We start from the raw sequence: 20,329 nt of genomic DNA, 5'->3' as shown, positions 1-20,329 counted from the left end.
GGCTCAGCGCACCACCTGGCACCACCACGACGAAGGCCGCCGCTCTCTGGAGCGGGGGCCTTCGTCGCGCCCGCCCGGTCTTCCTGAGTTAACACGGGGATGAGCGAAGACCAGCGGGGACGACGAAGCGCCCGCACGATTCGGTGTCGTGCGGGCGCTTCTCTGGAGCGAAGTGAGGCGGGTCCGACTAGCGGCGAGCGTCGTCCCTGTCCCTGGCGGATGCCGGCAGTACGCTCTTCTCCCAGCCGCGGCGGGCCTTGCGCGCGCCGGATCCCCTGTGAGAGTCGCGCGACCTGTAGACGATGTACGGTCTCACGATGTAGCCGATCGGGGCCGAGAACACGTGCACGAGCCTGGTGAACGGCCAGAGCAGGAACAGCAGGGTCGCGGTCAGTACGTGCAGCTGGAAGAAGAACGGCACATGAGCCATCAGCGACGGGTCCGGCTGGGCCGAGAGCAGCCCGCGCACCCACGGTGAGATGGTTCCGCGGTAGTCGTAGCCGGCACCGAGCACCTGAAACAGCACGGTGGCGGTGGTCCCGAACAGCAGGGTCGCCCCGAGGAGCAGGTACATGACCTTGTCCATCACCGTTGTGGCGAGCAGCACCCGGGTGTTCAGCCGCCGCCGGTAGATCAGGATCGCAAGCCCGGCGAGGGTGAGGACGGCCGCGATACTGCCGAGCCAGGTCGCGCCGACGTGGTAGATCTCATTGGAGACGCCGACGAATTCGAGCCATTCCTTGGGAACCAGGAGCCCGACGACGTGGCCGCCGAGAACCATCAGGATGCCGTAGTGGAACATCGGTGATCCCCAGCGAAGCAGCCGGTTCTCGTAGACCTGGCTCGACCGGGAAGTCCAGCCGAACTGGTCGTGCCGGTACCGGAAGATGTGGCCGACCACGAACACGGCCATGGCCGCGTACGGGAACGCCACCCACAGTAGAAAGTCGATCGGGTTCATACCCTGAGTTCCTCACTCGCGATGCCGGACGGCGAAAATGGTTTGAGATTGCCGAGGAAGGTCATGCCGACCGTCTCCGTCGGCGGGCCCTCGTTCACGAGGTTCAGGTAGCGTTCGCGGGTTTCCTCATCGATGCTCGGGAGTGAGAGGGAGACCGCTTCGACGACGTGCGCGTACGGGCTCTCGATGGTCTCGAGTGCGGTGCGGAGCACCTCGATCCCGTCGCGGTGTGCCGCCAGCAGCTCCCGTGCGATGGGCGAATCGCTGAGCGCCGAGAATTCGAGCACCATCGGAAGGTAGTCGGGCAGTTCGTCCGCCGCGACCTCCCAGCCGGCCGCGCGATACGCCTCGACGAAGCGCACCAGCGCCATGCCCCGGCGACGGGTGTCGCCGGCGGCGTAGTACGAGAGGTACGGGCAGCACTTGCGTTTGAGGTCGAACGTGGCCGTGAAGTGCACCTCGAGCTGCTGCTGGTCCATGGTGCCGGCCGCGCCAAGGAACGCCTCGAAGGCGTGCCGAAGCGGGTCGGGCAGCAGCGTGACCGATTCGGCGACGACCGCAAACCGCGCCCGGCGTTCGATGGTTGGATAATCGAGCAGGATCGACGCCGCCATGTGCGCGATGGCGCCGTCCTCCGCACTGAGCGGAATCGCCCTGACGGTGCGCGGCGGAAGCTTTGGGAGCCTCATGCGGGGCTCCCGGTGTCGGCGACGGGCGGAATGATCGGCGGGATCGGCGGGAACAGGCCCTTCGGCGCCCCCGAGCCGTTCCAATTCAACAGGTTGAGCCGGCCGGGCGTTGTCGGCTTGGTCTTCTCCCCGCCCTTGCCGATCATCTCGTTGTAGTTGTCGACCGTCGCGTTGAACGGCATTCCCGGTGTCTTGCCATAGGGCCCTGCGGCGGTCGACGTCGGGCCGCCCATGCCGGGGCCGCCGTCGGTGTCGAGCGAGCACGCGAGCTCCTCGAGCTCGCGCGCCGTCTCGACGTGCGCCTTCGGGATCACGTAACGGTCCTCGTACTTGGCGATCGCGAGGAGGCGGTACATTGCTTCGATCTCGGTGCCGGTCATGCCGACGGCCTCGGGGATGGACTCGTCGCGGTCCCGGCCGAGGTTGATGTCGCGCATGTACGAACGCATCGCGGCGAGCTTCCGCAGCGAGGATTCGACCGGGACGACATCTCCGGCCGAGAACAGCCCGGCGAGGTATTCGATGGGGATGCGCAGCTTGTCGATTGCGGCGAACAGGGTGCGGGCGTCCTCACCGTCGTTGTTCGTCGTCGAGATGACGTCGACGACCGGGGACAGCGGCGGGATGTACCAGACCATCGGCATCGTTCGATACTCGGGGTGCAGCGGCAGGGCGACCTTGTACTCGGAGATGAGCTTGTAGATCGGGCTGTTCTGCGCGGCGAGGATCCAGTCGTCCTCCATGCCCTCCGCCTTCGCCGCGGCGATGACCTCGGGGTCGAACGGGTCGAGGAACACCCCGCGCTGGGCCTCGAGCAGGTCCTGGTCGTTCTCGATCGCGGCGGCGGCGAGCACGGCGTCGGCGTCGTAGAGCATCAGGCCCAGGTAGCGCAGTCGACCGACGCAGGTCTCCGAGCAGATGGTCGGCTTGCCCTGTTCGATCAGCGGATAGCAGAGGGTGCACTTCTCCGCCTTGCCGGTCTTGTGGTTGAAGTAGACCTTCTTGTATGGGCAGGCCGAGACGCACATCCGCCAGCCGCGGCAGGCATCCTCGTCGACGAGGACGATGCCGTCCTCCTCGCGCTTGTACATCGCACCGGATGGGCACGCCGCGACGCAGGCCGGGTTCAGGCAGTGCTCACAGATCCGTGGCAGGTAGAACATGAAGGTGTTCTCGAACTCCATCTTCACGTGCTCGCTCATCGTCGCGAGGATGGGGTCCTCCGCCGCGGTCTCCTGGGAACCACCGAGGTCGTCGTCCCAGTTGCCTGACCACTTGATGTCCATGTTCTTGCCGGTCAGTAGGGATTTGGGTCGGGCGACGGGACTCTCGGTGCTGAGCGGAGCTTTGGTGAGCATGTCGTAGTCGTAGGTCCACGGCTCGTAGTAGTCGTCGATGACGGGCAGGTCGGGGTTGTTGAAGATCGTGGCGAGCCGCTTGAGCCGGCCGCCGGAGCGCAGTTTCAGGCGTCCGCGCTTGTTGCGCACCCAGCCGCCGTTCCACTTCTCCTGGTCCTCGTACCGCTTCGGGTAACCGAGGCCTGGCCGCGTCTCGACGTTGTTGAACCAGACGTATTCGACGCCGGTGCGGTTGGTCCAGACCTGCTTGCAGGTCACGGAGCAGGTGTGGCAGCCGATGCACTTGTCGAGATTCATGATCATCGACATTTGGGCCATTACGCGCATTTAGTACTCAACCTCCTGGCTGCGTCGACGGATCACGGTGACCTCGTCGCGTTGGTTCCCGGTCGGGCCGAGGTAGTTGAAGGCGAAGGACAGCTGGGCGTAGCCGCCGATCAGGTGGCTGGGCTTGAGCAGGATCCGGGTCAGCGAGTTGTTGGTTCCGCCGCGCATGCCGCTCGTCTCGGCGATCGGTACGTTGATCGTGCGGTCCTTCGCGTGGTACATGTACACGGTGCCCTCCGGCATCCGGTGCGAGACGATGGCCCGTGCGACGACGACGCCGTTGCGGTTGTACGACTCGATCCATTCGTTGTCGCGCACGCCGATCTTGTCGGCGTCCTGCGGTGACATCCAGATCGTCGGCCCGCCGCGGGACAGCGAGAGCATCATCAGGTTGTCCTGGTATTCGGAGTGGATCGACCACTTCGAGTGCGGCGTCAGGTAGCGCACGGCGACCTCCGCGCGGCCCTTCGACCCCGTCGAACCGGTCGCCGCCGTGGAACCGACGATCGAGTCGTCAAACAGGCGGTGCATGTCGAGCGGCGGCCTGAAGATCGGCAGCTGCTCCCCGAGCTCGATCATCCAGTCGTGGTCGAGGTAGAAGTGTTGCCGCCCGGTCAGCGTGTGCCACGGTTTGAGGTGCTCGACGTTGATCGTGAAGGCGCTGTACCTGCGACCGCCGTGCTCGCTGCCGGACCACTCCGGGGAGGTGAGGACGGGGACGGGCGCGCCCTGGACATCCGGGTATGAGAAGCGCCTGCCCTCGTTGTCGCTCGCGAGGTGGGCGAGCTTCATGCCCGTGCGCTCCTCGAGCTGCCGGAAGCCCTGGGTGCCGAGACGGCCGTTCGTGGTGCCGGAGAGGGCCAGCACCATCTCGCAGGCGTGGATCGCGGTCGTGAGGCGCGGCCGGCCGGCAGCGGGGCCGCTCTCGACGAGACCGTTCTTCCGGCCGAGGTACTCGACCTCGACATCGGGATTGAACTTGACGCCCTTCGTGACCATGCCCAGTTTCGCGGTGAGCGGGCCGAGTGCGCCGAGCTTGTCTGCGAAGCCCGGGTAGTCGCGCTCGACGACGACGAGCTTGGGCATCGTGATGCCGGGCACGAGCGGCTGGCCGTACTGCACGGTTCCGTGCGGGGTCGCCATCGCATCGGGGGTGTCGTGCGTCAGGGGCACGGCGACGATGTCCCGGCGCACGCCGAGGTGGTCGACCGAGAGCTCGGAGATCTTCTTCGCGAGGATGTGGAAGATGTCGAAGTCGGTCTTCGCCTGCCACGGCGGCGTGATCGCGGGGTTGAACGAGTGGATGAACGGATGCATGTCCGTCGTCGACAGGTCGTTCTTCTCGTACCAGGTGGCCGGCGGCAGGACCACATCGCTGAAGACGGTCGTCGAGGTCATCCGGAAGTCGCTCGTCACGAGGAGGTCGAGCTTTCCCTCCGGAGCGGACTCGTGCCACTTTATCGTCTTCGGGCGCTTCTCCGGCGGGGATTCGGGCGCGCGCACGGCACTCGTGGTGCCGAGCAGGTGCTTGAGGAAGTATTCGTTGCCCTTGCCGGAAGAGCCGAGTACGTTCGCCCGCCAGACGACCATCACGCGAGGGAAGTTCTCCGGTGCGTCGGGGTCCTCGACCGAGTACGCGAGGCTGCCGTCCTCCAGCGACTCGACCACGTACTGGGCCGGGTCGACCCCGGCGGCGACGGCGTCGTCGACGAGGTCGAGCGAATTCCGGTTGAACGTCGGGTAGCTCGGCATCCAGCCGCGCTTCGTCGATTCGACAAGGCAGTCCGCGGTGGTGCGGCCGGCAAAGGTACCGACTCCGAGCGGGCTCGAGAGGGTGTCGGCGGACAGCCCGTCGTAGCGCCACTGGTCGGTCGCGAGGTAGAAGAAGCCGGTGCCGATCATCTGGCGGGGAGGGCGCACCCAGTCGAGGCCGAAGGCGTATTGTCCGTAGCCGGTGAGCGGGCGGACCTTTTCCTGCCCGACGTAGTGGGCCCAGCCGCCGCCGTTGACGCCCTGGCAGCCGGTCATCGTCGTGAGGGCGAGGAAGGCCCGGTAGATCGTGTCGGAATGGAACCAGTGGTTCGTGCCTGCCCCCATCAGGATCATCGAGCGACCGCCCGATTCCTCGGCGTTCTGCGCGAATTCGCGGCCGATGCGTTCAGCAGCCTGCATCGGCACCGAGGTGATGGCCTCCTGCCAGGCAGGGGTGCCGGGCGAGGACGCATCGTCGTAGCCCGTTGGCCAGATGCCCGGCAGCCCGTCGCGACCGACGCCGTACTGGGCGAGGAGGAGGTCGAAGACGGTCGTCACGAGTTCGCCGGCGACGCGCCGCACGGGCACGCCGCGGCGGATGATACCGGCGCCGCCGGCCTGCTGCTCCCCCGCGTCGTCTGTCGTCGGCGACACGTCGAAGCGCGGCAGGTCGACCGAAGCGGATGCGCCGTCGTAGTCCGGCGCGTCCATGATCGAGAGCAGCGGGTCGACGCCCTCGAGGTCGAGGTTCCACCTGCCGACGTCGGTCTCGGAGAAGCGGTGTCCGATCGATCCGTTCGGGATGACGGTGCGGCCGTCCTGGTCGAGGAGGATCGGCTTGAACGCCGCGCTCGCGACCGTCGGCTCGGTGTCGGGGAGGGCATCCGCCGTCATGAACTTGCCGGGCACCCAGGCGTCGCCGCGTTTCGTGAGCGTGATCAGGTAGGCGGAGTCGCTGTAGCGCTTCATGTAGTCGACGAAACGCGGGGTCCGCCGGTCGACGAGGAACTCCTTGAGAACGACGTGGCCCATCGCGATCGCAAGGGCGCCGTCGGTGCCGGGGTGAACGGCGAGCCATTCGTCGGCGAACTTGGAGTTGTCGGCGTAGTCGGGAGAGACCGTGATGACCTTCTGTCCACGGTACCGGGCCTCGACCATGAAGTGGGCGTCGGGGGTGCGGGTGACCGGCACGTTCGAGCCCCACATGATCAGGTAGGACGAGTTCCACCAGTCGGCGGATTCCGGGACGTCGGTCTGGTCGCCGAAAACCTGCGGGCTCGCGACGGGGAGGTCGGCGTACCAGTCGTAGAAGGACAGCATCGTGCCGCCGAGCATGGAGATGAAGCGGTTGCCGACGCCCTGCGAGACGATCGACATCGCCGGGATCGGCGAGAAACCGGCGATTCGGTCCGGCCCGTAGGTCTTGATGGTGTGCACGTGGGCGGCGGCGACGATTTCCGCGGCCTCGTCCCAGCTCGCGCGCACCAGGCCGCCCTTGCCGCGAGCGCTCTTGTAGGCCTTGGCAGACTCGGGGTTGCCGGTGACGTCGGCCCAGGCGAGCACCGGGTCGCCGAGGCGTGCCTTCGCCTCACGGTAGAGGTTGAGCAGCACGCCGCGCACGTAGGGGTACCGCACCCGGGTCGGCGAGTAGGTGTACCAGCTGAATGCTGCGCCACGGGGGCAGCCGCGGGGTTCGTACTCCGGCGAGTCAGGGCCGACGGAGGGGTAGTCGGTCTGCTGGGTCTCCCAGGTGATGATGCCGTCCTTGACGTACACCTTCCACGAACAGGAGCCGGTGCAGTTCACGCCGTGGGTGGACCGCACCTCCTTGTCGTGGGTCCAGCGGTCGCGATAGAAGCTGTCGGCGTCCCTGCCGCCTTCGAGGAACAGGGAGCGCAGGTCCGGCGAGGTCTCGCCCCTGCGAAGGAAACGGCCGAGGTTCAGGATGCTGTCCGCGATCGGGCCGTCGATGCCCGGTTTGATGCCGGGCTGGCCGGCTTTGCGCTTCGAGAAGCTCGAGTTCTTGAGAGTTTTCACGACATACCCCTTGCGGTGCCGGGCATTGCCGATTCAGCAACCACCCTCGCATCCGAGTCTCACGGGCACCCGAACGGGCTACAAGCGGAAAACGCCGTGAATAATAACCACGTCGGTCTCGGTGGGCACCCGAACGGGCCCGGCATCGGCCCCCTCGGATTCCTCACACTCAGCACCCTCGTCGGAGTGCCGGAGGTCCAGTGTGCAGGAGTCCGGCTCGTCGAGCGGATGCAGCGCGTCGGCCGTCAGCGGACCGCCGGTCTGCTGCAGGATCCCCTGGAGCAGGCCGAGGTGCACGCGGCAGACCTCCGGGTGTTCCTTGACCATCTCGATGTACGGACAATCGTGCAGCCTGACGTGACGCCCGTCCGCGTCGATCCGCCCGTCGAACCCGGTCTGGTCGAGGTGGTCGTCGAGGGCGTCCAGTTGCCGCTGCAAGGGCGAGTCGATCGCGGCGCTGACCGGCAGCATCCGCCGGACCAGGTCGCCGCGCCGTTCGGCGGCCTCGATCTTCGCGACCCGGATCGAGCCCTCCCGATGGTCGACGCCGGCAGCCGCACTGTAGAGCATCCGCGGCCGGCCCTTGACGTCGCGCTCTTCGGGTTCACAGGTGACGAATCCGTCATTGATCAGGCGTTGCAGGTGTTCGCGTGTCGTGTTGTGGTGCAGCCCGGTGGCCTCGGCGAGGTCGCCGACCGTCATCGTCCCGCGCTGTTGCAGAAAGTACAGCAGTTTGATTCTGCTGAACGACGCGAGCGTGCGGTAGCTCGACGGTGGGCTCGAAGACATGGGTCTACTATCCGCTCTTTGTCAGGAAGCCGCCATGGTGTGCCGGGTTTGAGGAGTAGAGCACATGTGCGACGCATACCCCCGGGCGCACGAACGGCTCGAGGCGGATGCCGATGGTGGGCGCGTGCATCCGGTCCAGTGCACCCTGCATCAGTCCGCGGTGCACGGAGCACACGATGGCGCTGTGGTCTTTCGCGACGTCCAGGAACGGACAGTGATGCAGTTCGATCGCGGTGCGGTCCTCCGACAGGGCGGGGGCGAAACCAACGCCGTCGAGGATCTCGACCACCCGGTCGATCGCTCCAGCGGGATCAACCGGACCGGCAGCTGGCTCGTCGGCGGGCACGAACTGTTCCGACCAGCGTCGCCCGGCGTCGCCGGCCTTTTCATTGCCGGGGCGCGCGTCGGGGGCTCCTGCGGCAAGGCTGTCCGCGAGGAGGCCCGCGAGGAGTCGGTAGGAGTCCTCGGAGGTCCCGGATTCTGCCGGCCCGGCGGAACCGGGCCCGGCGGGTTCCGCCTCGGGCGGTACCGCGGCGTAGAGCAGGCGGGGACGGCCAGGTCGCGTCCGCGCCTCGACCGTCTCGGTCACGAGGCCGACCTCGAGGAGCCGTTCGAGGTGCGAGCGAACGGTGTTGGGGTGCAGGCCGACCGCCGCCGCGAGTGCGGGAACGTCCAGCGGCATCCGGTGGGTGCGCAGCACGTCGAGGACGGCGACCCGGCTCACGCCGGAGAGGGCGCGGTGGGTACGGGCATCGAGGTCGGAGGCAGGCACACCCCTAGTTTTCCCTATAAGTGTGGTAAAAACAACTGAGGTGCGCATTCGAGCTGTACCGGACCAGGATCACGTGACTGACACCGCAACGCGCGCCGTTCGACACCTGCACCACGATGCCGGCGAGCGTCCCTTCATCGTGATCTGGGAGGTGACGCGGGCCTGCCAGCTCGTCTGCACGCATTGCCGTGCGGACGCCATTCGCACCCGCAATCCCTTCGAGCTGACCACCGACCAGGGCCGGAAGCTCCTGGACGATCTCGCGTCGTTCGGCACGCCCCGCCCGCTCGTCGTCCTCACCGGCGGCGACCCCTTCGAACGCCCCGACCTCCCCGAACTCGTGGCCCACGGAACGGGCCTGGGCCTCAGCATGGCCCTCTCGCCCTCCGTCACCCCACGCCTCACCCGGGAGGTCCTTGTCGAGCTGCACGACGCCGGAGCGAAGGCGGTGTCGCTCTCCCTCGACGGGGCATCCGCGGCGACCCATGATGCCTTCCGCGGTGTCGACGGGGTCTTCGACGACACGATGGTCGCCGCACGGATGGTGCGCGACGTCGGCTGCCGGCTGCAGATCAACACGACCGTCACCCGCGACACCGTCCACGAGCTGCCCGCCATCCTGAAGACGGTCCTCGAGCTCGGCACGACGCTGTGGAGCGTGTTCTTCCTCGTCCCGACCGGGCGCGGCAAGCTTCTCAACGCGCTCACCTCCACCGAGGCCGAAGAGGTGCTGCACTGGCTGCACGATGTCTCCGAACTCGTCGCGATCAAGACGACGGAGGCGCCGCACTACCGCCGGATCGCAATCCAGCGCGCCGGTGTCGCCGATCTCGATGCGGCGTTCCCCGTCGGCCCGCTGCGCGCCCGGTTGCGGTGCGACACCGCGGAACTGCTGACCGGGGACGAGCCCAGGCGCCGCGCGCCGCGCGCCCCGATCGATGTCAACTCCGGCCGCGGCTTCGCATTCGTCGACCACGTCGGCGCGGTCTACCCGAGCGGGTTCCTGCCCGTGTCCGTCGGTTCGGTGCGTGAGCAGTCGTTCCCCGAGATCTACCGGGAGGCGCGGCTACTCCAGGAGCTGCGCACCCCGGATTCATTCGGCGGCCGGTGCGGAGCGTGCGAGTTCCGCACGGTCTGCGGCGGTTCCCGCTCGCACGCGTACGCAGTCACCGGCGATCCTCTCGCCGAGGATCCGAGCTGCGCGTACCGGCCGGTCGCCACCGTCCCGGTTTCCTGACCCAGTCGACGGACTCGTGGGGTTTTCGGCACCTGGGCGGGTGGGGCGACCCGAACGGCACGAACTCCGTCGAATTGGTTCGGAGCGCTATTCGAGGTGGTGGTTGCCGCGAACCCAGCGCAAGGCGCCGATGATGCCGACCGTGACGCCGATCCCACCGACGATCATGCCGAGGAAGAGCCAGACGAACAGTGGTTCGAGGCCGGCGATAGTGTGGTCGGCGTTGACGATCGTGCCGCCGAGGAAGCCGCCGATGGGACCGAACAGCCCGACGAGCACCCCGATCAGCATCAGGCGGATGCTGACACCCCGGTCGTGAGCCGAACCGATCGTCGGCACATGCGTGCCCCGCTCCGCGTGCACTGTGTCAGCCATGGTCGGTCACATCCGTTTTCTCTCCGTGAGTCTGGCCGGGACGGCCGGGCTCGGTTGGGTCGAGCCACTGCGGTACTTTCTTCAGGAACGGCCCGATGATGTCCATCGGCAGCGGGAAGACCACGGTCGAGTTGTGGTCCGCGCCGAGCTCGAGCAGGGTCTGCAGGTAGCGCAGCTGGAGCGACGCCGGATTGCGGCTGAGGATCTCCGCGGCCTGGCCGAGCTCTTCCGAGGCCTGCAGTTCGCCGTGGGCGTTGATGATCTTCGCCCGCCTCTCCCGCTCGGCTTCGGCCTCGCGCGCCATGGCGCGCTGCATGGCCTGGGGAATCTCGACGTCCTTGATCTCGACGACCTTGACCTGGACTCCCCACGGCTCTGTCTGCGCATTGATACTCCTGGCCAGATCCTCGTTCAGGTCGGCCCGATGCGCGAGCAGGGTGTCGAGGTCCGCTCGCCCGACGACGGAGCGCAGGGTCGTCTGGGCCATCTGTGAGGTCGCCACCGCGTGGTTCTCAACCGCCATCACGGACCGCAGCGGGTCGGTGACCTGGAAGAGCACGACGGCATTGACCCGCGCGGGCACGTTGTCCTTGGTGATGACGTCCTGCGGCGGAATCGTGAGGGTGACGATACGCAGGTCCACCCTGACCATCGTGTCGATGCCCGGAAAGACCATCTGCACTCCGGGTTCGCGGAGCTGCCGAAGGCGGCCGAACCGGAAGGCGACCCCCCGCTCGTACTCCTGCAGGACCGTGAAGGCGACGGTCAACCAGACCACGACGATCAGGAGGATGACGCCGGCCGTCACGAGTATTCCGGTCATCGGGCTTCCTTTCCGGGGACCGTGCGCGGTCCCGTCTTGCGGATGCTGCCGTAGCCGCTCCGCCTGGCGAGTTCGTTCGCCGAGATGGCGGCCCGCTGGTCCTCGTTGTCTTCGAGTCCGAGCGCCGTGAGGTGATCGGGGAAGCGCGCGGGAGCGCGTCGGAGATGGGACCAGAGCGGCCAGCTGCCCGCTGCGATGATCGCGGACACGACTCCCAGGATGAGCAGTTCGAGGCCGGTGCGGCCCTGGAACATGACGGCGATCGGCCAGATGACCCCGAGGACCACGACGGCACAGGCGATCCCCCTGTGGAATCGCTCGGCTTCGGAGCTCGGCCAGGAATCGATGTTCCGCACGACCTCCCGGCCCGCGTGGGACGGAGTGCAGTCGTCCTTGACCGGGCACGGATTGCAGACGGTCGGGGAAGCGCGGTACCGGGTCACCCGATTCTCCGGGTCGAAGGAGATCGGCCAGAGCCACTGGTCTTCGGAACAGGTCCAGGCGTCGTGTCCCTCGTGGTACTCGAATCCCCCGGACCGCGCGCTCGTCGTCGCCGCCGCCGTGCGCCGGGCCAGGATGTCCAGGACATGCGCCACGAGCAGCAGGAAGCCGCCGTAGCCGAGGGCGAACCAGACGTCAGGATTGACCGTCTCCATCACGCGCCCCTGTCCGGCCGGTTCTCACCGTCCTGATCGGCGACGCGCCTGCGGTAGCCCGACCCGTACCCGGACTCCGGTGTCGCGCCATCGACACCCGCATCGGAAGTGCCGCCGACCGCCCCGGCGGGCTGCGCCTCCACGAAGAGGGCCTCCATCGGGACATCCTGGGTGGTTCCCTTGATGCGGTACCGCACGCCCAGCCAGGCGATCCAGACGAACGGAACGACTCCCCCGAAGATGAAGACGAGGTCGCCGGGCATCCGCAGCCATTCCAGGACCGTGTTGCCGGTTCCGGTGATGAAGTTCATGCTGCGGGCCTCGAAGTAGCCATCGCTGACGGAGTGCCACAACTGCAGCACACCGAGCGGCAGGAGCGTCGCGAAGGTCATCCAGGCCAGGCCGATGTTGAGCGACCAGAACGAGATCTTGGCGAGCCGGTCCGGCCAGCGTTTGGCCGGAATCAGGTAGCGCAGGGCGAAGAGGGATAGTCCCACGCCCATCATCCCGTAGACGCCCATCATCGACGCGTGGGCATGGTTGGCGGTCAGGGCGGTGCCGATCTCGTAGTACGAGACGATCGGGAGGTTGATCAGGAATCCGAAGACGCCGGCGCCGAGGAAGTTCCAGAAGCCGACGGCCACGAGGAACATCACCGACCAGCGGTGTGGGAACGGGGCGGCGCTTCGGGATTGCTGGCGGGCCCCGAGTTGCAGGAAGCTCCACGCTTCCACAGTGAGGAACGTCAGCGGGATCACCTCGAGTGCGGAGAAGAACGCACCCAGCGCCATGTGCTCGACGGGGGTTCCCGAGAAGTACAGGTGGTGCATGGTTCCGAGGATTCCGCCCGCGGAGTACAGGATCACGTCGAGCAGGATGATCTGCATCGCGATCCGGCGGTGCACGACGCCGAGCATCACGAAGATGTAGGCGACCATGACGGTCGTGAAAAGTTCGAGGAAGTCCTCGACCCAGAGATGCACAACCCAGAAGCGCCAGAATTCGGCGACGCTCAGTGTCACTTCGCTGCCGGCGAGCATGCCGACGGCGTAGAAGGCGGGGATGGAGAGACCCGAATAGAAGAACAGCCACGGCAGGTTGAACCGGTGTTCAGACTTCAGCCGGGCCCGGATACCGCGGTAGATGATCGCGATCCAGATGAACATCCCGACGGTCAGCAAGCCCTGCCAGAACTTCGGCAGGTCGATGTACTCCCACTGCATCCCCCAGAACGGCGAGTCCTTGGCGGCGGTGACGCCGAAGATGCTGAGGGCTTCTCCCGCTAGGGAACCGGCGACGACCAAGGCGAGGGCTCCCAGGAGGATGTATGCGAGCCAGTGCTGCCGCTTCGGTTCGTGACCCGAGATATACGGCGCGAGGAAGATCCCTGCCGCGAGGAACGAGGCTGCTGTCCAGAGCAGGGAGAGTTGCACGTGCCAGGTCCTGGCGAGGTTGATCGGCAACAGCTGGGCGAGGTCGATCCCGAAGAAGCTCGTCAGATCGACCCGGTAGTGTTCGACGGCCGCGCCGAGGAACGCCTGCGCGAGGAACATCAACGCGACGACGAAGAAGAACCAGGCGGTCGCAGACTGGGCGGGGGTGACGGCGACGTCGCCGGGCTGCCTGAAGGACAGCGGCGGGGTCTCTTCTCCGTGCTGCCAGCCCATTCGCTTGCTCCAGCGCCCGTAGAGGGCGAACAGCGCGCCGAGGGCGACCATCAGCGAAATGAGCGACAGACCGCTCCACACGATGATGTCCGCGGTGGGCCCGTTGTCGACGAGCTTCTCCGCCGGCCAGTTGTTGGTGTACGAGTAGTTGTGCCCCGGCCGTTCGGCCGCGGAGCCCCACGCGGTCCAGGCGAAGAACGCCGTGAGCTCGTGGATCTCGGCCGGATCGGTGATCACGCTCGGGATCAGCCCGTTCTGGGTCGTCGGAGTGCCGAAGAAGTCCGCATAGTGTTTCTGGACAGACTCGAACGCACTGATCTGCAGGTCCGTGAACACGAGATTTCCCGTTGCCGGGTCGTACCGGTTGGTCCGCACCATCGTGACGAGTGCTCCGTGCGGGTCCTGCACGCCCGAGGCGGTGAGGGCGTCGAGGACGAAGGTCGAGGACCGGCGGAGATAGTCGGCAGTGTAGTCGGGACCGAGATAGCCGCCGTGTCCGACGATCGAGCCGTATTCCTGAAGGCCGCGTTGCACGAAGGTCTGCTGGCCGGCAGTGATCTCGGCGCCCGTGAAGACGACCGTTCCCCGTTCGTCCACGACCTGTTTGGGCTGGGGCATCGAATCGGTGTACGTCATCACGGCGAGGAATCCCATCACCGCGAAGCCGAAGATCATCACGAGGGCGACGCCCTGCAGCCAACCCTTGGACACCATCAACTCGGAACGAATTCTTCCGACCCCGGATTTCAGTTGGACCATGTCGGACCCTCTCGCTGTTGCCTTGTTCAAGGTCGTGCGGCATGCCCGCGCTCGCGACAGCCGAAGTTCCTCCCCCGAATGGGTCACGCGAGGTGGGGAAAAACTACCACGTCTTAAAACTTATTAACTTCATTTTAATGCGCACAATTCTCGTCGAAGGGAAGTGATCGGAACATAAACACCAGATCAAACGGTGAGGCCCCGGAATAGGACCGCGGCGAAACATCGCCGAAACAAATTCACCGGTGAGGTGCGACACGCCGCATGGGGCGCCTTCCCGGCGTTTTCAGACCGGATTCACGGTGTGGCGGCTAAGACCCCACGGGCACCCTTCTCCGCATCCGACATGACGTGGCTGACGAACGGATAGCGCCCGGCCTCGGGGAAGGTGAGCTCGACGAAGCCGCCCTGCGCCGCGGCGAGGTCGAGCACCTGCGCCAGGTCGGCAGGCTGCGAATATGACGGAATCTCCTCAACACGTACCTGATCAGAGCTAGTTTCCACAGACCTGAGCCATGCTCAAAAAATGTCGGTGGTCGGTCGTAACGTGGGGGCATGACCAACTGTCCCGAGTCACCCGCTTCACCCGATCAGCCGCACGGCGACCGGGGGCAGGGTGACCCGGTGCACGGTGACCCGGTGCAGGGCGGCGTGCTCGACGGGTTGCGGTCGATGGCGGATGTCGTCACCGGCCTGGGCGGTTCGTCTGCAGCTGTCGACACGCTCAGCGATGAAGCGGTGCTCGAGGGGCACATGTTGATCGCGGGAGCCCGGCGGGCCTTGGACACCCAGGCGGCGTGGTTCGCCGCAACCCTGGCCCGGCGGTCCCGGCCCGAACTCGGCGGGAAGGGCCTCGCGGCCCGGCAAGGCTTCCGGACTCCGGAAGACCTGCTGCAGAGCATCTCCGGATCGAGCAGAGGGGACGCTGCCAAGCTCTTCGCGGTCGGCCGGTTGCTCTCTGAGACCGACGCCGCCGAGAAAGCCGCCCGCGAAGCCGCCGACGCGAAGAAGCTGCTCGACGAGATCCCGCCCCTCGACGGCGCCGCCCCGGACCTACCGCCGCTCGAACTGCCGGTTCCGCCGGCCGCCGTGCCGCCCTGGCACGCACCAATCGGCCGGGCCCTGCGCGAGGGCTGGCTGAGCGTGGAGAAGGCAGACTCGCTCCGCAAAGGGCTCGGCGACCTGGACCGGGCGATCACCCCGGAGAAACTCGCCACCGCCCTCGCCCGGCTCCTCACCGAAGCGCGGACCCTGAACGCTGACCAGCTGTTCAAGCGCGCCCGAAGGGTACGGGACGTGCTCGATGAAGCCGGCATCGCCGCCCGCGAGAAAGCCGCCTACGACGACCGGTCCCTACGGTTCTGGCGACTCCACACGGGACAGGTGCGCATGGTCGGGTTGTTCGCCCCGGAAGACGGCGAATACCTGATGAGCACCTACGACGCCATCACCAGCCCCCGCCGGGGCGGGGTCCGCTTCGTGGACAAGGAGCAGGCCGCGTGGGCGAAGCAGGTGCAGGACGACCCGCGCACCACCGAGCAGCTCACCGCGGACGCGTTCCTGGCCCTGATGAGACTCGGCGTGAAGGCCGACCCCAAGCGCATCGCCGGAAGCCGCAGCCCCGCCGTCCGCATGATCACCATCCGCCCTAGGAGCACCACACCCGCCGGTTTCGCGCCCAGGGGAACCACAACCACCGATGCCGCGCCAACCGAGGCCCCGTCACCCACAGCCGACGCTGCGGCGAACCCCGAAACCGCGTCACCCGCGCTCCAGCCCGGCGTCATCGAGGGGACTGCGGTCGCCCAACGCGCGGCCCTCGCCCTCCGCGACGGCGGCTGCATGTGGCCCGGCTGCGACCGCCCACCCTCCTGGACCGAAACCCACCACATCCAACACTGGAAAGAGGACACCGGCCAGACCAACCTCGACCAGGGCATCCTGCTCTGCCGCGGCGACCACCTCAGGCTCCACAACGAACACTGGCGCATCACCCGCGACGACACGGGCGGCTACTGGCTCACCCCACCACCCGGACTCGACCCCGAACAGAAACCCAGACGCTCGAGACGCTACAGGCCCAGGCCGACCCAGGAGTGGGTGCCGTCGACTTCGTACTGCTTCTTCCAGATCGGGACCTCGGCCTTGACCGCCTCGACGAGACGCTCGCAGACCAGGAAGGCGTCGGCGCGGTGCGCACTCGCGACGGCGGCGACGAGGGCGAGGTCGCCGACCTCGAGGTGGCCGATCCGGTGGCTGACGACGAGCTCCACCGCGGGGTTCCCGGCCCGGAACCGCGCGGCGATCTCCGTGAGGATACGTCCGGCATCCGGATGGGCGCTGTAGTCGAGGCCCGTCACGGCGCCTGCGGCGTCGGGGTCGTGATCCCGCACCTGGCCCACGAAGGTGACGACGGCGCCGGCTGACCGCGAGGACACCGCGAGGACGTGCGCAGCCACATCGAGCGTCTGCTCGGTGACGAGGGATAGCGGCGGTATGCGTTCGGATTCCACAGCCCCACAGTACCCGCGCAGCATCCTCGCCGCGCGGACGCACCCGGCAGTATGCTGGCGCCGGCGGAATCCCCGCTCCGCCGAACCGACTGCCGGAACGAGGTTCACCGATGCCCCACCAGCCCCACAGACTGATCCCCGCGAGTTTCGCTCCCGGACCCTCCCTCGACCTGCGCACGCGGGTCGAGATCACGCCCGACTTCGGTCAGGGCGCCACGATCGCCGGCTACGCCGTCTCGAGTGACGGCCCCGTCCCCGCGGCGATCGGACTCGACCGTGCCGCGCTCACGGAGGCCGGGTTCACCGGTGCGGTGGGCCAGGCGCTCGTGCTCCCCCAGGCATCCGCACCGACCCTCGTCGCCATCGGCGTCGGCGCGCAGGGTCTGCTCACGACCGCGACACTGAGAGACGCCGCCGCCGCGTTCGCCAGGGCCGGCCGGCAGGGACGCCGTCTCGCGACGGACCTCCTGGACGCCGCGAGCGGGCTCGACCCGGTCGCGGCCAGCGCGGCCGTCGTCGAGGGCGCCGTGCTCGCACGCTATCGCTACCTCGAACTCAAAACGGCGACCACCCACATTCCCCTCGAAGCGCTCGACCTCGTCGGGAGCACCGCACACGCAGGCGGCGTCGCACGCGGCCTCGCCCTCGCCCGGGCGACGGCCCTCGCGCGCGACCTTGCGGCCGCCCCGCCCTCCCATCTCACGGCGACGGTCTTCGGCGACTTCGCAGAGGCTCTCGCACCGCAATTCGGGCTCGAGGTGAGCGTCTTCGACAAGGCGGAACTCATCGAGCTCGGCTGCGGCGGCCTCCTCGGCGTCAATGCCGGCAGCATCGAAGAGCCCCGGATGATCGAGGTCCGGTATCGCCCCTCCGAACAGCCGACCGGGCACCTCGCCCTCGTCGGCAAGGGCATCATGTACGACTCCGGCGGGATCGCTCTCAAGCCGGGCGATGTCACGCACCTCGCGATGAAGATGGACATGTCCGGTGCCGGCGCGATCTTCGCCGCGATGACTGCGCTCACAGAACTCGGCTGCACGAACGCCGTGACCGCCTATCTGATGTGCACAGACAACATGCCCTCCGGTTCGGCGACCGCGATGGGTGACGTCCTCACGATCCGCGGCGGCACGACCGTCGAAGTCAAGAACACCGACGCGGAGGGGTGGCTCGTGATGGCGGACGGGCTCGTCCTCGCCACCGAAGAGGGCGTTGACGCCATCGTCGACCTCGCGACCCTCACCGGGGCCGCGCTCGTCTCGCTCGGCCCGATGATGGCGGCGCTGTTCGGCAACGACCAGGACATCATCGACCAGGTGCGCGCGGCATCCGACCTCACCGACGAGACAGTCTGGCAACTTCCGCTCGACCGCCGCTACCGCAACCAGCTCGACTCGGACGTCGCGGACATGTCGAACCTCGGCGGGCCGTTCGCCGGCGCGACGACCGCTGCCCTGTTCCTCGCGGACTTCGTCGGCGACACCCCCTGGGCGCACGTCGACATGTGCGGCCCGATGCAGTCGGACTCCGACGACTCCTGGCGGACCAAGGGACCGACCGGTTTCGGAGCCCGCCTGCTCGTCGAGCTCGCGCTCGCGTTCCGGCCCCCGGCCGCCTGAGCACGGCCGCCAACTGCGGAGCGCACGGTCGGCTCCTGCTTCGGCTTGCGCGCACCGGATGCCCGGCCCGAGCGACCGGACAGCGATCGCCTCCCATCACACCCGTTCGAAGACGGCGGCGAGGCCCTGTCCACCCCCGATGCACATGGTCTCGAGCAGGTACTGCCCCCCGGTGCGGTGCAGGTGCCTGCTCGCGGTCGCCAGGATGCGTGCGCCGGTGGCACCGACGGGGTGACCCAGGGAGATGCCGGAACCGTTCACGTTGGTGCGTTCCCAGTCGGCGTCGGTGAATTTCCACTCCCGGCTGACCGCGAGCACCTGCGCGGCGAATGCCTCATTGAGCTCGATCAGGTCAATGTCCGCGAGGGTGAGGCCTGCGCGTTCGAGGGCCTTCTTCGTTGCGGGCACCGGCCCGATGCCCATCCGCGAGGGCTCGACGCCGGCCCTTGCCCACGTCACGAGGCGCACGAGCGGGGTGAGCCCGAGCTCCGCGGCGCGCTCAGGGGTCGTCACGAGGCACACGGCGGCGGCGTCGTTCTGCCCGCTCGCGTTTCCGGCGGTGACCGTCGCGGCGGCATCCGTCTTCACGAGAATGGGACGCAGCCCGGCGAGACCGGCCAGGGTCGTGTCCGGCCGCGGGGTTTCGTCGCGGGAGACGACGACGGCGCCCTTTCGCCCCGGAACCGTGACCGGAACGATTTCGGCGTCGAAGCGGCCCTCTGCAACGGCCGCCGCGGCGCGCTGCTGGGACCGCACGGCGAGCTCGTCCTGCTCGGTACGACCGATGCCGTACTCCCGGCGCAGGTTCTCCGCGGTCTCGAGCATGCCGCCGGGAACCGGGTAGTTGCGGCCGCCGGCGGTCTCCCGGCCACGGCTGAGCGCGTCGCGCAGCAGCAGGCCCGGCCCGGCCGTGATTCCGAAACGGGAATCGACGGTGTAGAACGGCGCCTGGCTCATCGAGTCGACCCCGCCGGCCACGACGACGTCGCTGATGCCGGTCTGCACCTGCATCGCCGCGTCGAGCACGGCCTGCAGGCCGGAGCCGCACCGCCGGTCGAGTTGGAGCCCGCCGACGGTCACCGGCAGGCCGGCGTTGAGGGCGGCGACGCGGGCGACGGATGCCGCCTCCGCGGTCGGGTAGGCCTGCCCGAGGATCACGTCGTCGATCACACCCCCGTCGATGCCGGTACGTTCCAGCAGGGCCGCGATCACGGCGGCGGCGAGGTCGGCCGGCGCGACCGTGGCGAACATCCCGCCGAAGCGCCCGATCGGGGTGCGCACCGGTTCGCAGATGACGACCTCGCGCATCCGCTCGTTCATGCGCCGACCCCTGACAGCAGGGTGCGGATGACGCCCGGTTCCGCGGGCACGAGCAGCCGCGCCCCGGTCGCGGCCTGCACCTCCGCGACGGTGAGACCCGGAGCGACCTCCCGCAGCACGAGCCCCTCCCCGGTGACGTCGATCACCGCGAGGTCGGTGATGATCCGGGTGACCACGTGCTTGCCGGTCAGGGGAAGGGAGCACTCCGCCACGATCTTGTGCTCGCCGGCACGCGTGACATGCTCCATCACGACGATCACGGTATCGGCGCCGTGCACGAGGTCCATCGCCCCGCCCATACCTTTGATCATCTTGCCCGGCACGGCCCAGTTCGCGATGTCTCCCGTCTCCGAGACCTGCATCGCGCCGAGAACGGCCACGTCGATGACCCCGGCACGGATCATGCCGAAGCTCTGCGCGGAGTCGAAGTACGCCGCACCGGGATTGACGGTGATGGTCTCCTTGCCGGCGTTGATCAGTTTCGGGTCCTCCTCGCCCTCCCACGGGTACGCCCCGACGCCGAGCACCCCGTTCTCCGAATGCAGGATGACGTGCACCCCCTCCGGCAGGAAGTTCGGGATCAGGGTCGGCAGGCCGATCCCGAGGTTGACGTAGCTGTCGGGGGCGAGTTCCTGCGCGGCTCGGGCCGCCATCTCGTTGCGGGTCAGGGGCATG

The 20,329-nt window shown here is 67.8% G+C and carries 16 protein-coding genes and 1 pseudogene; 3 read left to right on the top strand and 14 right to left on the bottom strand.

Going from position 1 to position 20,329, the window contains the following annotated elements:
• Window positions 1-187 precede the first annotated feature (187 nt).
• The 6 genes from narI to RHM57_RS05700 form a co-directional block, all read right to left on the bottom strand.
• Entirely contained in the window at window positions 188-961 is a 774-nt protein-coding gene (gene narI / locus RHM57_RS05725; RefSeq protein ID WP_134448902.1) for a respiratory nitrate reductase subunit gamma, read from the bottom strand.
• Window positions 958-1,650 (bottom strand): nitrate reductase molybdenum cofactor assembly chaperone, encoded by a 693-nt coding sequence (narJ, locus tag RHM57_RS05720; protein ID WP_322189626.1) that lies wholly within the window; start codon window positions 1,648-1,650, stop codon window positions 958-960. Before narJ ends, narI begins: the two co-directional genes overlap by 4 nt.
• The gene (gene narH / locus RHM57_RS05715; RefSeq protein WP_322189625.1) at window positions 1,647-3,335 is read right to left on the bottom strand and encodes a nitrate reductase subunit beta; all 1,689 of its coding nucleotides are present in this window, start codon (window positions 3,333-3,335) and stop codon (window positions 1,647-1,649) included. The genes narJ and narH overlap by 4 nt, the downstream gene beginning before the upstream one ends.
• Window positions 3,336-7,070, bottom strand: coding sequence for a nitrate reductase subunit alpha (locus tag RHM57_RS05710; RefSeq protein WP_322189828.1), 3,735 nt, complete (start codon window positions 7,068-7,070; stop codon window positions 3,336-3,338).
• A 132-nt stretch (window positions 7,071-7,202) separates the two neighbouring features.
• Window positions 7,203-7,913, bottom strand: a complete 711-nt coding sequence (locus tag RHM57_RS05705; protein ID WP_322189624.1) for a helix-turn-helix transcriptional regulator — start codon at window positions 7,911-7,913, stop codon at window positions 7,203-7,205.
• 7 nt (window positions 7,914-7,920) lie between these two features.
• A complete protein-coding gene (locus RHM57_RS05700; protein ID WP_166787360.1) occupies window positions 7,921-8,685 on the bottom strand; it encodes a helix-turn-helix transcriptional regulator in 765 nt (254 codons plus the stop codon).
• 73 nt (window positions 8,686-8,758) lie between these two features.
• Here RHM57_RS05700 and RHM57_RS05695 point away from each other — a divergent pair, with 73 nt between their 5' ends.
• Window positions 8,759-9,922, top strand: a complete 1,164-nt coding sequence (locus tag RHM57_RS05695; protein ID WP_134561282.1) for a TIGR04053 family radical SAM/SPASM domain-containing protein — start codon at window positions 8,759-8,761, stop codon at window positions 9,920-9,922.
• Between the two features lie 87 nt (window positions 9,923-10,009).
• On the opposite strand, the gene RHM57_RS05690 is transcribed toward RHM57_RS05695, so the two are convergent.
• The 5 genes from RHM57_RS05690 to RHM57_RS05670 form a co-directional block, all read right to left on the bottom strand.
• Window positions 10,010-10,297: a hypothetical protein gene (locus tag RHM57_RS05690; RefSeq protein ID WP_134560194.1), complete on the bottom strand. Its 288-nt coding sequence runs from the start codon at window positions 10,295-10,297 to the stop codon at window positions 10,010-10,012.
• A complete protein-coding gene (locus RHM57_RS05685) occupies window positions 10,290-11,120 on the bottom strand; it encodes a slipin family protein (protein WP_322189623.1) in 831 nt (276 codons plus the stop codon). Before RHM57_RS05685 ends, RHM57_RS05690 begins: the two co-directional genes overlap by 8 nt.
• The gene (locus tag RHM57_RS05680; RefSeq protein ID WP_134448894.1) at window positions 11,117-11,776 is read right to left on the bottom strand and encodes a hypothetical protein; all 660 of its coding nucleotides are present in this window, start codon (window positions 11,774-11,776) and stop codon (window positions 11,117-11,119) included. The genes RHM57_RS05685 and RHM57_RS05680 overlap by 4 nt, the downstream gene beginning before the upstream one ends.
• On the bottom strand, window positions 11,776-14,202 hold the full coding sequence (locus RHM57_RS05675; protein ID WP_322189622.1) for a nitric-oxide reductase large subunit: 2,427 nt from the start codon (window positions 14,200-14,202) through the stop codon (window positions 11,776-11,778). The genes RHM57_RS05680 and RHM57_RS05675 overlap by 1 nt, the downstream gene beginning before the upstream one ends.
• Window positions 14,203-14,499: 297 nt before the next feature.
• The gene (locus RHM57_RS05670; protein WP_134448892.1) at window positions 14,500-14,706 is read right to left on the bottom strand and encodes a hypothetical protein; all 207 of its coding nucleotides are present in this window, start codon (window positions 14,704-14,706) and stop codon (window positions 14,500-14,502) included.
• Window positions 14,707-14,757: 51 nt separating this feature from the next.
• On the opposite strand from RHM57_RS05670, the pseudogene RHM57_RS05665 reads away from it, so the two are divergent.
• Window positions 14,758-16,170 (top strand): annotated as a pseudogene (locus RHM57_RS05665) (DUF222 domain-containing protein); the annotation flags it as partial.
• 104 nt (window positions 16,171-16,274) lie between these two features.
• Here the strand turns inward: RHM57_RS05665 and RHM57_RS05660 are convergent.
• The gene (locus RHM57_RS05660; RefSeq protein WP_134448890.1) at window positions 16,275-16,739 is read right to left on the bottom strand and encodes a molybdenum cofactor biosynthesis protein MoaE; all 465 of its coding nucleotides are present in this window, start codon (window positions 16,737-16,739) and stop codon (window positions 16,275-16,277) included.
• Between the two features lie 86 nt (window positions 16,740-16,825).
• Here RHM57_RS05660 and RHM57_RS05655 point away from each other — a divergent pair, with 86 nt between their 5' ends.
• Window positions 16,826-18,334 carry a leucyl aminopeptidase family protein gene (locus RHM57_RS05655; RefSeq protein ID WP_322189621.1) on the top strand — a complete coding sequence of 503 codons (1,509 nt, stop codon included), beginning with the start codon at window positions 16,826-16,828 and terminating at the stop codon, window positions 18,332-18,334.
• 96 nt (window positions 18,335-18,430) lie between these two features.
• Here RHM57_RS05655 and RHM57_RS05650 read toward each other — a convergent pair whose 3' ends face one another.
• Complete coding sequence (locus RHM57_RS05650) at window positions 18,431-19,654, bottom strand: acetyl-CoA C-acetyltransferase (RefSeq protein ID WP_277612965.1); 1,224 nt, start codon at window positions 19,652-19,654, stop codon at window positions 18,431-18,433.
• Window positions 19,651-20,328, bottom strand: coding sequence for a 3-oxoacid CoA-transferase subunit B (locus tag RHM57_RS05645; protein ID WP_134448888.1), 678 nt, complete (start codon window positions 20,326-20,328; stop codon window positions 19,651-19,653). The genes RHM57_RS05650 and RHM57_RS05645 overlap by 4 nt, the downstream gene beginning before the upstream one ends.
• Window position 20,329: the final 1 nt, after the last annotated feature.

The organism is Cryobacterium sp. 10S3 (assembly GCF_034344045.1).
Classification (GTDB): Bacteria; Actinomycetota; Actinomycetes; order Actinomycetales; family Microbacteriaceae; genus Cryobacterium; species Cryobacterium glucosi.
The sequence above is the reverse complement of the archived record's forward strand: the minus strand, read 5'-3'. Positions and strand labels throughout refer to the sequence as shown.